Genomic DNA, 13,501 nt, shown 5'->3' on the forward strand with positions numbered 1-13,501 from the left:
CCTCGTATATTAGTTTTATAAGTTAATAAGTTATATATTTACTCTTAGTTTTAAGAGCATATCTCTGTTAATTAGGAGGAATCCCTCCACCCTTAAGAGCATTTGTTCTACGCACCTTGAAAATAGATCAATCGGTTTGTTAATGCCCATGATATAATTGCCCACAGTGTCAATCAGGTATAAGTTCTGTTTTCTCCTGTTGGGTCTGTTTAGACCGCTTCAAGTAAAGTCTGTTCCCCTGAGCCGAAAGTTAGCTTCAAACCGCTGGCTGTTTGCTGGAGACTTAGGACTGCCTTCTAGCAGTGAGGTTCGCATCAGTCCATCACCAGCTGGATTCTTATACGCGAGGATGTTGATGCTTCGGTGTCGTGGGTATTACCAAACCGATTGACCACAAATATTGGACAAAGGAGGTGATATTGTATGAACCCACTTTACGTCGGTATTGATGTAAGTAGCACAAACAACGTGGTTTACTTTATGAAGCCCGATGGAACCAAAATCAAAAACTTCTCTGTTCCAAACTCGAAAGACGGTTCCAAAAAGCTTGTAAAGGATGTCCTGTCGGCACTTACTTCTTATAGCCTCACAGACGTCATCTTTGGGCTTGAAGCCACTTCAGTCTATGGTGACAATCTCGTCTGTTTTCTGAGAGAAGACGGCTCTCTTACGCCGTACAACCGCAAAATACATGTCCTCAATCCCAAGCAGGTTAGTAAGTTCAAAGAATCTTACAACGATCTGCCTAAGAACGATTACGTGGACTCCTTTATCATTGCGGACTGCCTGCGTTTTGGAAGAATCAACAAAGAGGTGTATCTGGATGACTATCGCCACAAAGCTCTCCAAAACCTCACACGCGCACGTTATGTCACTGTTCAAAACCTGACCAAGGAAAAGCAGCGTTTCATGAACGTGTTGTTCAAGAAGTATTCTTCTTTCACACAGGAGAAGGTGTTCTCCGATAAATTCGGAGCTACAGCCTTAGCTGTCTACGAAGAGTTTGACTCCGCAGACACACTTGCCTACATGGACTTACATGAACTGACGGAATTCCTTCAGAAGAAAGGAAAAAACCATTTTTCTGATCCGGAAGCCATCGCCAAAGCCATCCAAAAAGCTGCCCGATCATCCTATCGTTTGCCTAAAACGGTAAACGACTCTGTAAACCAAGTGCTTGCTATATCCATAAGCTCCATAAAAGCACTGGAGTCACAGATTAAGGAGTTTGATAAGGCCATTGCTAACCAAATGCAGTTGATTCCGAATACACTTACTTCGATCAAAGGAATCGGACCAGTATACTCTGCAGGAATAATCGCAGAAATTGGTGATATCAACCGCTTCCCGAGTCAGGAAAAGCTGGCAAAATATGCCGGACTTGCCTGGACTCAACATCAATCCGGTGGATTTGAGGCACAAAATACTCGTCTCATAAAAACCGGAAACCGTTTCTTAAAGTACTACCTGGGCGAAGCAGCCATGTCTCTTGTAAGATGCGATGCAGAGTACAGCCGCTTCTACCACCTCAAATATAATGAGGTGAATAAGTACCAGCATAAACGTGCACTTGCGTTAACTGCCCGTAAACTTGTGCGGTTAGTCTTTCGACTGCTGAAAGACAATCGTCTATACGTAGAAAGGTAACTCATCCCTGTAGATGAGGATTTTCCGTCTACGCCCGGCCATGTAATCCTCTTTTTTTACGCAGATCGGCGGGGCTTAGGTAGGTGTTTTTAACCTTTTGCGAATGACATAAAAATAATGCGAATTTTATTCATTCCTGGGTTGACATTTCACCGCTGGACTTCATAAACTTTTTTCATCAACGCCTTTGTGCCTTTGTGGCACCTGTCATATGTTGATTATAGCAGATTGTGTGGCGGTGGGAGCGGTATTTATGCAGATAAATGTATTTTTACAGGGCTTGTGTTTGGGATTGCCTTGTATTTGCATCTTTGGGGGGATTTTGTGTGTCAGTATTGGAAAGAAGGGGCTAATCTTTGCTTATTTATATCATATAATTACTCATAATTGCATATGCGGCTTATATATATGATTTTATATAGTTTTGTGATATGATGTTTATTGCGGTTTATAGGAATTGTTTTAATAGAGGAATATAAAAATGAAGAAACTATTGATGTGCATGGTGTTTTGTGCCATGGTGCTTTTGATGCCGGGCAGTTCGTTTGATGTGGGGGCATCTGATATAAGCGTTGTAAAGAGTGGGGAGTGTGGTGAGAACTGCATGTATACACTCAGGATGTCATCGAGGACATCTTCTTCAATCGGTTACAGCCTTGAGATAACCGGCTCGGGGGATATGATGCATTATACGCCGGGGAGGGCGACGTCGATGCCTGCTCCGTGGTGCAGTTACAACCAGTATATAGAGGAAGTCACGATAAGTGAGGGTATAACATCCCTGTACGGGCTAAGCAGTCTTGGCAAGGTTAAGGGTATCGTCATCCCAGGTACTGTAAGGTATCTCGGGGAATCCTGTTTTGATTGGTCCAAGTTTGAGACTGTCACATTTAAAACGACAGGTGAAATTACTATTTATAGGGAGTGTTTTCAACACTGTACTAATCTGAGGGAGATTGAACTACCGCATATTTCTGGTATTGATACTGCGGTATTTCGGGGGTGTTCAGGCCTTCAAAAAGTCACATTCTTATATCCTGATGATGTAAAGGCTATAGGGCAGCAGGCTTTTTCTCTCTGTACGAGTCTTAAGGAGATAGAGATTCCAAGGACCGTAAGGCGAATGGGGCAGGATGCCTTTGCGTATTCGGGTCTTGAGCATGTCACCATCCCGGGGAGTCTTGAGGAGATACCTTTTAATTGTTTTAAGGGATGTGAGGATCTTGTGGATGCAAGGATAGGCAAAGGGGTAAAGGTTATTGGGAATGATGCCTTTTATCAGTGCAATGCCCTTGAATACATGGTGATCCCGTCAACGGTTACCGACTTTTATCAGATAGCTGTTTTTGAGTCGGAAAGGCCCAAGTATTTCCGACTCAGTATCATTTATTCCGGAAAGAAATCACTATGGGACCAGATAAGGTTCACTGATTATTCATATTCGTCCAGCTATGACCTTCTGAGGTATGCATACCTTAAGTGCACGGATTTTGATGGCATGGCCGACGGCAACCCTCCTGTTGATGAGCCAAGGACAAGTAGTCAGCTTGATTTTCTTTCAAGTCTTGAGGTGCTTGAAGTGGCTACGCCGGCGGATGATTTTTCTTTTCTTACGGCGGGGCAGAAGGAGGGCATAAACAACTACATAAAATATATTGTTGTGCTAATGCAGACGGATGAAAAGACGTTGAATGAGGTCATCACTGAAAAGGCGATGTCGAGGTTCGGGCTTCCATCATCTGATAATCTTCATAATAAAAGGTACATATATACTTTTTATGCTTATCCTGAGACAAGGGATTATGGCATGGTAAAACTGAAATTCACCATCGAGGGTCAGGCTTTCTTGAAGGGTGATAGTGCTGTCGGTGCAAGCGGGATAGTGCGTGTATGGCTCTCTGACAGCGAGAAGCCTATGCCGGGATATGGGTATATGGAGTACCCCTCCGGCGGATATTCCTATTCGGACCTGGGAGCTGCTAAAGCTGCCGTTGAGGATGGGATGGGTGAGATAAAAAGAATAGCGGCGGGTACCGTGCCTGATGCTGTTACCGATGATGCGCGTAGGGCTGTCAGAGGAGTGCAGGAGAATATCCTTGAGAAGCTCAGGATAAAGGCTGATGTTGAGGATGTGCAGGAGTGGGCTGTAAAAATATATAATGCTTCAAAAAAGGTGCCTGATGTGCTCGCTCTTTTTGATTATCCGCATGAAATGACGGGTGTAAGGCCCTCGGAAGAAGTCTATATAACGGATGTTGATGTAAAATTAAAAAAGACTGTCGATGAGACTTGTGCTGATATTAAGGAAAGGTCGCAGGATGAAGAGCCGTCCGCTGAAATGGGCGGAGCAGTTGCAAAGAAGCCGGAGACATCCGATACATCAGAGGGGGAGACATTAACTGACAAGGAATCTGCGGCTGGCTCCGAAAGAAGGGAGCAGGGTGTGACAGAGAGAGGGGTTGAGCCCACAGAAGATGTATCCGTTTCTTATAAGGATGATGTTGTTAAGGGGGACGATGAAGAACTGTCATCTGCAGGGGATGATGTCCCCGTGGAAGTAGCGTTGCAGGAGATGAGAGATTCTGACAGGGCTTCTACGGCGGTAACCGTCAGTCAGGACAAAAAGACGTTAAAGTTCAAAAAACTGAAGAAAAAGAAGCAGAAAGTGACGATAAGTGTTGAGAATACTGAAGGAAAGATTGCTGTAAAGAACGAGTCGCCAAAGAAGATTAAGAAGTACATCACAGCAAAGATAAAGGGAAGGTCTGTTGTCTGTACGTTGAAGAAGGGTGCGCCTAAAGGGACATATAAGATAAAGGTAAGTGTCTCGCAGGAGGGTGCAGCAGGGGTAGAGGCAAAGACATTTAAGATTGTTGTAAGATAATATTTTTAAGGGAAGGTCCGTAGCCGTAAACATCCATTTCTCAACCACACCCCGGCGGCAGAACCCCTAACAAAAAATTATGAAAAATTGCTAAATTTATGGGGGAACGTAATTGCAGATTGCCGAAAATTGCGCTAATATATAAATCGTAAAAGTGACAAAGATTTATCAATAACGAGGTACAACCTGATATGGCAAAAGAAATTAAAACTATCGGAGTTCTTACAAGCGGTGGTGATGCGCCAGGAATGAATGCCGCTATTCGTGCGGTTGTTCGTAAGGCTCTTGCAAACGGACTTAAGGTTAAGGGTGTTAAGAAGGGCTACATGGGACTTCTTAATGAAGAAATTTTTGATATGGATCGTAGAAGCGTAGCTGATATCATTCAGCGAGGCGGTACAATCCTTGGAACTGCAAGATGTATGGAGTTCACAACTGAGGAAGGCCAGAAGAAAGGTGCTGAGATCTGCAGAAAGCATGGCATCGACGGAATGGTTGTAATCGGTGGTGACGGATCCTACAGAGGTGCACAGAAGCTTTCAGCTCAGGGAATCAACACAATCGGACTTCCCGGCACAATAGACCTTGATATTGCATGTACCGATTATACTATCGGTTTTGATACAGCTATTAACACAGCAATGGATGCTATCGACAAGATCAGAGATACATCCTCATCTCACGAGCGAGTAAGTATCGTTGAGGTTATGGGACGTCATGCAGGTTATATCGCACTTTGGTGCGCAATCGCTAACGGCGCTGATGACATCCTACTTCCTGAGAAATACGATTACAATGAGCAGAGAATCATTGATAACATCATTGATAACCGTAAGAAGGGTAAGACACACCACATCATCATCAATGCAGAGGGTATCGGACACTCAGCATCAATGGCACGTCGTATCGAGGCTGCTACAGGTCTTGAGACCAGAGCTTCTATCCTCGGTTACATGCAGCGTGGTGGTAGCCCGACCTGTAAAGACCGTGTATATGCTTCCATGATGGGATGCTACGCAGCAGACATTCTTACAGCAGGTAAGACAAACCGCGTAGTTGCATACAGAAACGGACAGTTCGTTGATTACGATATCGACGAGGCTCTTGCAATGAAGAAGTCCATTCCTGAGTATCAGTTCGAGATCAGTAAGATATTATAATAGAAACTTAAAGCCATACAGGCTTTGAAGAAATAAAAGCCTTCCCAACCCGGGAAGGCTTTTTGTTAAAAAATGAGGTCCCCATGCTTACAAGTACAAACAACACCCGCGTTAAGCAGATAGCAGAATACAGCAAGAAATCAAAAGCTCGTCGCAAGGACGGCGTATTCTTAATAGAAGGAATCCGCATGCTCAGGGAAGTCCCTCTTGAAGCTATGAGAGAGGTGTACGTAACCGGGCATTTCCTGGAGAATCTTTCACCTGAAGATAAGACGCTCATCAGGAATATTCAGCAGGATGACGGAGTGAGCTTTGAAGAGGTTTCGGATGATGTCATGAGGAAGATGGCTGACACGCAGACTCCTCAGGGCGTACTTGCGGTTGTTAAGGAAAAAAGGTGGGAGCTTAAGGATCTCCTGGGAGAGACACCGCTTCTTCTTATTCTTGAGAATATTCAGGATCCCGGGAATCTTGGCAATATGTTCAGGACGGGTGAAGGGGCTGGCGTTACCGGAATAATAATGAGCAGCGACATGGCGGATGTCTATAATCCGAAGGTTGTCAGATCCACAATGGGTGCCATCCTGAGAGTCCCCTTTATATATGTGGATTCTATCCCGGACACAGTGAAGGAACTTCGGGAAAAGTACAACGTTACAAGTTATGCTGCTCATCTGAAGGGTACAAAGAACTATGATGAGATAAGCTATAAGGGAGCGTCCGCTTTTTTGATAGGAAATGAAGGTAACGGGCTTACAAAGGAAGCTGCAGATGCGGCATCTGAGTATGTTCTGATACCCATGCTGGGTAGGGTGGAATCGATGAATGCGGCAACCTCCGCAGCGATTCTGACTTTCGAAGCGGCAAGGCAGAGAAGACAGTAGGACTTCACAAAATAATTATTTACAGAAAAGAAATAGGAGGAGCAGTTATGGTATTAGGTTTTATCGGACTTGGAAACATGGCAAAGGCACTCATGGGCGGAATAATCTCAAAGGGAATCTTCGACCCTCAGGACATAATCGGATCAGATCCTATGGAGGCTGCAAGGGACAGCGCTGCCAGAAAATTCGGAATACAGACTAAGGACAACAATGCTGATGTCGCAAGGGAAGCGGATGTAATCCTTCTTGCCGTTAAACCGCAGTTTTTAAAGGTAGCAATTGCTGACATCATGGATGAGATTGATGAAAACAAGCTTATTATCAGTATAGCTGCGGGCAAAAGTCTTGAATGGATTGCAAAGGAATTTGAAAAACCCGTTAAGACAATAAGAGTTATGCCCAACACTCCCGCGCTTGTAGGTGAGGGGTGCGCCGCTGTATGTCCCAACAATTTGTGCAGTGATAGCGATTTAAACCTTGCTTTGGACCTTTTGAGAAGCTGCGGTACCGCAAACGTAGTAACAGAGAACCTTATGGATGTTGTGACTGGTGTAAGCGGCTCATCTCCTGCATATGTTTTCCTTTTCATAGAGGCAATGGCCGATGCAGCTGTACTTGGAGGTATGCCGAGGAAGCAAGCCTATGAATTTGCTGCACAGGCTGTACTTGGAAGTGCGAAGATGGTACTGGAGACTGGAAAGCATCCGGGTGAGCTCAAGGACATGGTGTGTTCACCTGCCGGTACAACCATAGAGGCAGTGAAAGTTATGGAAGAAATGGGCTTTCGCGGAATTGTCATGAACGCAGTCCAGGCAGCTACTGAGCGCAGCAAAGAATTGTAAATTGAATACGAAATTCGGATAATTAAGTGCTCGATAAAATATGAAATATTTATTAACATGAAGAATCCGCATGGACTCCCCGATTATTAGGGGAGTCTTTTTTTAGACAATTTGTGTAAAAATTTGACAAAATAACACTCATTTGTTACAATCGTGGAGTATTTTGTTTTAACAATTTGTAATAATTTTAAAAAGGAAGCAAAAATAACATGAAAAAAGCAGGCACGTTAATGCGTGGAATCCTGGCTGTCACAATGATGATCATCATGCTGGGAACTTCCAACTGCAAGACCGTACAGGCAAGGACTACAAATATATTGAACAGCAACGATGTGGGTGTTGGTAACTTACTCAATCCTACTGAAGTAGCTGAGGTTTCCGATGAGGAGAGAGCTAAGGCTCATGATGTCGCTGAGGATATAAATGATAAAGCGGCAGAAGATGCTGAGGACGAAGAGGAACAGGAACAGGAAGAAGAGGATTCCTCTAAACTTGTTATGGCAAATGTTAATCAGGTAATGAACATTCGCATTTCACCTGATGACAGCTCTGAGAAGGTCGGAGTTCTTTATAAGGACTGCGGCGGTAAGATTATCGAGCAAAAGGATGGATGGACTAAGCTTCAGTCAGGAGATCTTGTTGGCTGGGCTAATGACGAATATCTTCTATTTGACGAAGAAGCAGAGGAACTCGCAGAGGAAGTTGGTGTACAGCTTGTAACAAGTAACTGCGATGCACTTCGTATCCGCGCAGAGGCAGATGAAAATGCCGAAGTACTTGGTGTTATTACAAATAACAGTTTTGTGGATATGGTAGAAGATCTTGGCAATGGTTGGATTGCCGTTGACTACAACGATGAGACAGGCTATGTGCAGGCCGAATATGTTGATACTGATTTCAGAATCGACGAAGGTGAGACCATGGCCGCTATTCAGAAGAGGGAAGAAGAGGAAGCCAAGCGGAAGGCCGAAGAGGAGGCCAAGAAAGCGAAGGCGAAGCTTACACAGAATACGGGTGCTGTTTCTGCGGGGGCAGATGAAGCAAGACTTTTGGCAGCGCTTATATACTGTGAAGCGGGGAATCAATCTTATGAGGGTAAGGTTGCTGTAGGCGCAGTTGTTATGAACCGTGTAAAGAGCAGCGCATATGCGAGCACAATTTCCGGAGTTATATATGCTTCCGGTCAGTTTACACCGGCTCTTAACGGAACTGTAGACAGAGTTTACGCAGGAAATATTCCTGACAGCTGTGTACAGGCTGCGCAGGCGGCACTTGCAGGTGAGACTACCTGTGGTACTGCACTTCACTTCAGACGTGCGGGCGGACACGACGGACAGATTATCGGAGCTCACGTATTCTGGTAATCAGTACTCAATAATATGTTTTTATGATAAAATAAAGCCTGATTGTAGATTGATTCTGCAGTTGGGCTTTTCCTATGAAAAAGGAAAAGAAAATATATAGCAGGAGGAGTACATACCATGGCAGTGAATTTACACGGAAGAGATTTTCTAAAGTTACTTGATTTTGAACCCGAAGAGATAGAGTATCTTCTCGATCTTGCAGCTGACCTTAAGCGCAAGAAGAAAAACGGCGAGCTTCATGATGAATATCGTGGAAAAAACGTTGCTCTTATCTTTGAGAAGACCAGCACACGTACGAGATGTTCTTTTGAGGTTGCAGCTCACGATCTTGGTATGGGAACGACCTACCTTGATCCCACAGGTTCACAGATTGGTAAGAAGGAAAGCATCGCTGATACAGCGCGTGTTCTTGCGAGCATGTATGATGGAATAGAGTATCGCGGCTTCGAGCAGACAATCGTAGAAGAACTTGCAAAGTATTCCAAGGTACCGGTGTGGAACGGACTTACAAATGAATTCCATCCGACTCAGATGCTGGCAGATCTTTTGACGATCCGCGAACACTTCGGAAAGCTCAAAGGAATTCACATGGTATACCTCGGAGATGCGAGATATAACACAGGCAATTCTCTTATGGTTGCATGTGCAAAGATGGGTATGCACTTTACAACCTGTGCGCCTAAGAAATACTGGCAGAATGAAGAACTTGTTAAGATCTGCAAAGAGATTGCAGCTAAGACCGGCGCGGTTATAGAGCAGATTGAAGATCCGATGGAGGCAACCAAGGGTGCTGACGTCATCGCTACAGATGTCTGGGTATCAATGGGTGAGCCCGATGAGATCTGGGAAGAGAGAATAAATGATCTTAGGGCCTATGCTGTTACAAGCGACATTATGAAAAATGCGGGCGAGCAGGCAGTATTCATGCACTGTCTTCCTGCTTTCCATGATCTTGGTACAGGTATCGGCAAAAAGATTAAGGAGCGCTTCGGCCTTGATGAGATGGAAGTAACGGATGAAGTTTTCGAGTCCTCACAGTCCATAGTTTTTGAGGAAGCCGAGAACCGCATGCACACTATCAAGGCGGTAATGTACGCTACAATATAACAGGCAGAATCGAGAGTTAATATATGAATTTGGAACGAATTCGTGGTTCCTTAAATACAGAGTGGATAGCAAGGGATGCGGAATTTTTTCCTGTGATTGATTCCACAAATAACGTTGCCAAGGCAGCAGGAATGGAAGGGCGTGAGTCAGGATTTGTTGCGGTGGCCGACAGACAGGACGCCGGGCGAGGAAGCCGCGGCAGAAGCTGGGTCAGTCCCGAGGGCTACAACATTTTCATGAGCCTTATGATAAGACCCGGGATTCCGATGGATAAGGCAGCAGGGCTTACGCTGGTTATGGCGCTTTCCATATCGGAAGCGATTGATAAGCTTGTCAGTGATGGCGGAATTAGCGAGGATGCGAAACGCACCTTTATAAAGTGGCCTAATGATATCGTGCTTAATAAGAGGAAGATCTGCGGCATTCTTACGGAACTTCACCAGATGCCGGATCAGAAGGACTATTTTGTTGTAATAGGTGTGGGAATAAATGTTAATCAGCCCATAGAGCTTTTCCCGGAGGAGATAAGGGATACCGCCGGCTCGATTTTTTCAGAGACAGGAAAAGAGACGGACAGGTCCAAGCTTGTTGCCTGTTGTATGAAGTGCTTTGAGGACAATTATGAGAAGTATGTGGAAAGACAGAACCTCTCGGCACTTAAGGACAGCTACGAAAAACGACTTATAAATATTGGCAAGGAAGTAAAGATACTTGATCCAAAGGGTGAGTATGAAGCTGTGGCAGAAGGGATTACCGATGACGGGTCTCTTTTGATAAGTCTGGCAGATGGAAGAAGAGAAACGATAAATGCCGGGGAAGTCAGTGTTCGCGGCCTTTATGGATATGTATAAATTCCATTGTGCAAGAAACTATAGAAGTATAAAGTATTGGCAGCTGATGCTGAGGAGGTGCAGATGCTTTTAGCGGTTGATGTAGGAAATACAAATATTGCATTCGGTGTTTTAAAAGGAAAGAAAATCGTAGGATCTTTTCGAATGATGTCCCAGACGGCGCATACTTCGGATGAGTACGGTAACAACATCATAGCGATGCTTAGAAATAACGGGATAAATAAAGAAGAGATCAGCGGAGTAATTGTTTCCAGCGTAGTTCCTAATGTGATGCATGCGCTGGTGAATGCCATGATCAAATATCTGGGAAAGCAGCCGTATATTGTGGGTCCCGGAATCAAGACAGGCATTAAAATACTTACAAAGAATCCTGCAGAGATAGGACCCGATCTGGTGGTAGGCGCGGTTGCCGCGTATGAGATGTATGGCGGACCAGCAATTGTTGTGGATTTCGGAACAGCCACCACTTACGTGCTTATTACGGAAAATGGCGATTTTATCGCAGGTGTCGTAAGTCCCGGAATAAGAATCTCCGCCAAGGCACTCTGGCAGGATACAGCTAAGCTTCCCGAGATTGAGATCAAGAAGCCTGACAGTATCCTGGCGCAGGAGACTATCAGTTCCATGCAGGCAGGACTTGTTTACGGACAGATAGGACAGGCCAAGTATATTATTAATGAGATGAAGCGCGAGTCAAAACTGGAAAACGTCAAGGTTGTCGCAACAGGCGGACTTGGACGACTCATTTCCGAGGAATGTGACGAGATCGATATTTACGATCCGAACCTTCTGATCCAGGGACTTCGCATCATCTATGAAAAGAACAAGAGAGTAAAGCCGAAACTTGAGGAGTTTGAGGGCGGAGAATAAAGAATAGCCTTCTCCCCACAGGTGGAAGGTGTCTGCGAACCAGACGGATAATAGCCTTCCCCTTGGGGGAAGGTGTCTGCGAAGCAGACGGATGAGGGAAATATGGATAACAAAAAAGAAACAAGAAACATATACAACGACGAGGCGCGCCCCGGTGATGAGGAGAAACTTCATTCCGATACTTTGAATGCCGATAAAACAAAAGGCAGACGCCTTATCATAAATAAGGAAACAGGAAAAATCACAAATGCCGAAACAGGTGAAGAAGTTTCCGACATCCAGGTTGTGACTGAGGACGGATCACTTGGAAGCGTATCAGCGGGAGGAAGGATTATCCTTTGCGGAGCAAACGCGTACGAGATGAAGTATTATTTTAATCCGCTTTTCAAAAAGATCCCCGAGAGCATCCAGAAGGAGCTCCATATCATTAGCGTCCTGTTTGCACAGGAAGCCGGTGGAATTTTCACAATAGAATTCGAGGATGACGGAATGATCACCATGGAGACCACGAGAAGTGAGGAGGATATCACTTATGATGAGGTAAGTGCGGGACTCCTTATCGGCGAGGTCAGAAGACAGAGGCAGGATCTTTTCGAGGCACTGCAGATGTACTACAGAGCGATGATTCTGCATGAAGACATGAGTGATATATTAAGTGAAGAAGAGTAAACTGTGGTCAATTGTTAATAGTAGAAATTCCGCAGTGATTGGAAGGAAATAAGAAATGTACAGGCCTTCGAGTGGTTTTAATAGTGAAGGAATAAGATATAACGATTACCTGCATCCCTTGAGAATAGGAGATGTGGAGCTGAAAAATAATATAATACTCGGACCTATGGCAGGTGTATCCGACCTGCCATTTCGTCTGCTCTGCCATGAAAACGGAGCGGGACTTGTGTGTATGGAGATGGTGAGCGCCAAGGCGATTACCTACCGCAACCGCAACACCAATAACATGATGGAGATTCATCCGGAGGAGAGGCCCGTATCGCTGCAGCTTTTCGGAAGTGAGCCGGAGGTTATGGCGGAGGCTACAAGAATGATAGCGGATAAGCCCTATGACATTCTGGATGTGAACATGGGATGCCCGGTGCCTAAGGTCGTTGGTAACGGAGAGGGCTCAGCCCTTATGAAAAATCCTGAGCTTATAGAAAAAATCGTGAGAGCGATGGTAGCTGAGACAGACAGACCGGTCACTGTGAAAATAAGGAAGGGCTTCAATGAATTAAGCGTAAATGCTGTGGAGTGTGCACAGGCAGCAGAACAGGGTGGCGCCGCGGCAATAGCAGTTCACGGCAGAACCAGGGAGCAGTATTACAGCGGGGAAGCCGACTGGTCCATAATCAGAAAGGTCAAGGAGGCAGTCAGAATTCCTGTAATAGGAAACGGAGATGTCAAAGACGGCGCCAGTGCGAAGGCCCTTATGCAGGAAACCGGCTGCGACGGCGTTATGATAGCAAGAGCTGCCGAGGGGAATCCCTGGATTTTCAGAGAGGTGATAGCTTATCTGGAAAAAGGAGAGATATCGGAACGCCCAACAATGCAGCAGATGTATGAGATGGTAATAAGGCATGCGGATCTTCAGCTCAAGTACAAGGGTGAGTACATCGGAATAAGAGAGATGAGAAAGCATGTATCCTGGTATACCACCGGACTTCCGGGTTCTGCAAAATTCAGGGCACTCATAAATACCATGGAGGATATGGATTCTCTCAAAGCCGCTTGCGCCGTGGTTTTCGGAATAAAGGATTGAGTTATAATACATAGAGCAATAAGAAAATAATAAAATTTTGACTTTATACCATTATTCATATATAATTCTATGGATTGTAAACACATATAACATTGACACAATTTATTTGCAGTGCAGGACATGCGTGCAAAATTCTATT

General features: G+C 44.9%; 11 protein-coding genes. All 11 read left to right on the top strand.

Features of this window, described 5'->3' with window-relative positions; genetic code table 11:
• Positions 1-423 precede the first annotated feature (423 nt).
• Positions 424-1,647: an IS110 family transposase gene (locus tag G630_RS0115280; RefSeq protein WP_026498554.1), complete on the top strand. Its 1,224-nt coding sequence runs from the start codon at positions 424-426 to the stop codon at positions 1,645-1,647.
• 481 nt (positions 1,648-2,128) lie between these two features.
• Complete coding sequence (locus tag G630_RS0115285; protein WP_026499086.1) at positions 2,129-4,531, top strand: leucine-rich repeat domain-containing protein; 2,403 nt, start codon at positions 2,129-2,131, stop codon at positions 4,529-4,531.
• A gap of 191 nt (positions 4,532-4,722) precedes the next feature.
• The gene (gene pfkA, locus G630_RS0115290) at positions 4,723-5,691 is read left to right on the top strand and encodes a 6-phosphofructokinase (RefSeq protein WP_022762256.1); all 969 of its coding nucleotides are present in this window, start codon (positions 4,723-4,725) and stop codon (positions 5,689-5,691) included.
• Positions 5,692-5,774: 83 nt separating this feature from the next.
• Positions 5,775-6,575, top strand: coding sequence for a TrmH family RNA methyltransferase (locus G630_RS0115295; RefSeq protein WP_026499087.1), 801 nt, complete (start codon positions 5,775-5,777; stop codon positions 6,573-6,575).
• A 47-nt stretch (positions 6,576-6,622) separates the two neighbouring features.
• Positions 6,623-7,417 carry a pyrroline-5-carboxylate reductase gene (gene proC / locus G630_RS0115300; protein WP_022762254.1) on the top strand — a complete coding sequence of 265 codons (795 nt, stop codon included), beginning with the start codon at positions 6,623-6,625 and terminating at the stop codon, positions 7,415-7,417.
• A gap of 209 nt (positions 7,418-7,626) precedes the next feature.
• Positions 7,627-8,781 carry a cell wall hydrolase gene (locus G630_RS0115305; protein ID WP_022762253.1) on the top strand — a complete coding sequence of 385 codons (1,155 nt, stop codon included), beginning with the start codon at positions 7,627-7,629 and terminating at the stop codon, positions 8,779-8,781.
• 123 nt (positions 8,782-8,904) lie between these two features.
• Positions 8,905-9,888: an ornithine carbamoyltransferase gene (gene argF / locus G630_RS0115310; RefSeq protein ID WP_026499088.1), complete on the top strand. Its 984-nt coding sequence runs from the start codon at positions 8,905-8,907 to the stop codon at positions 9,886-9,888.
• A 23-nt stretch (positions 9,889-9,911) separates the two neighbouring features.
• Positions 9,912-10,739 (top strand): biotin--[acetyl-CoA-carboxylase] ligase, encoded by an 828-nt coding sequence (locus G630_RS22210; protein ID WP_022762251.1) that lies wholly within the window; start codon positions 9,912-9,914, stop codon positions 10,737-10,739.
• Positions 10,740-10,802: 63 nt separating this feature from the next.
• Positions 10,803-11,609, top strand: coding sequence for a type III pantothenate kinase (locus G630_RS0115320; RefSeq protein ID WP_022762250.1), 807 nt, complete (start codon positions 10,803-10,805; stop codon positions 11,607-11,609).
• 102 nt (positions 11,610-11,711) lie between these two features.
• A complete protein-coding gene (locus G630_RS25460) occupies positions 11,712-12,278 on the top strand; it encodes a DUF6145 family protein (protein ID WP_022762249.1) in 567 nt (188 codons plus the stop codon).
• Between the two features lie 55 nt (positions 12,279-12,333).
• A complete protein-coding gene (dusB, locus tag G630_RS0115330) occupies positions 12,334-13,362 on the top strand; it encodes a tRNA dihydrouridine synthase DusB (RefSeq protein WP_081667999.1) in 1,029 nt (342 codons plus the stop codon).
• Positions 13,363-13,501 lie beyond the last annotated feature (139 nt).

Source organism: Butyrivibrio sp. WCD2001 (assembly GCF_000424485.1).
Classification (GTDB): domain Bacteria; phylum Bacillota; class Clostridia; order Lachnospirales; family Lachnospiraceae; genus Butyrivibrio.

What these genes read in the sequence shown, in the direction of transcription:
- proC (WP_022762254.1), top strand. Translation starts at nt 6,623, where the DNA reads ATGGTATTAGGTTTTATCGGACTTGGAAACATGGCAAAGGCACTCATG.
- G630_RS22210 (WP_022762251.1), top strand. Translation starts at nt 9,912, where the DNA reads ATGAATTTGGAACGAATTCGTGGTTCCTTAAATACAGAGTGGATAGCA.
- G630_RS0115305 (WP_022762253.1), top strand. Translation starts at nt 7,627, where the DNA reads ATGAAAAAAGCAGGCACGTTAATGCGTGGAATCCTGGCTGTCACAATG.
- pfkA (WP_022762256.1), top strand. Translation starts at nt 4,723, where the DNA reads ATGGCAAAAGAAATTAAAACTATCGGAGTTCTTACAAGCGGTGGTGAT.
- G630_RS0115285 (WP_026499086.1), top strand. Translation starts at nt 2,129, where the DNA reads ATGAAGAAACTATTGATGTGCATGGTGTTTTGTGCCATGGTGCTTTTG.
- dusB (WP_081667999.1), top strand. Translation starts at nt 12,334, where the DNA reads ATGTACAGGCCTTCGAGTGGTTTTAATAGTGAAGGAATAAGATATAAC.
- G630_RS25460 (WP_022762249.1), top strand. Translation starts at nt 11,712, where the DNA reads ATGGATAACAAAAAAGAAACAAGAAACATATACAACGACGAGGCGCGC.
- G630_RS0115295 (WP_026499087.1), top strand. Translation starts at nt 5,775, where the DNA reads ATGCTTACAAGTACAAACAACACCCGCGTTAAGCAGATAGCAGAATAC.
- G630_RS0115320 (WP_022762250.1), top strand. Translation starts at nt 10,803, where the DNA reads ATGCTTTTAGCGGTTGATGTAGGAAATACAAATATTGCATTCGGTGTT.
- G630_RS0115280 (WP_026498554.1), top strand. Translation starts at nt 424, where the DNA reads ATGAACCCACTTTACGTCGGTATTGATGTAAGTAGCACAAACAACGTG.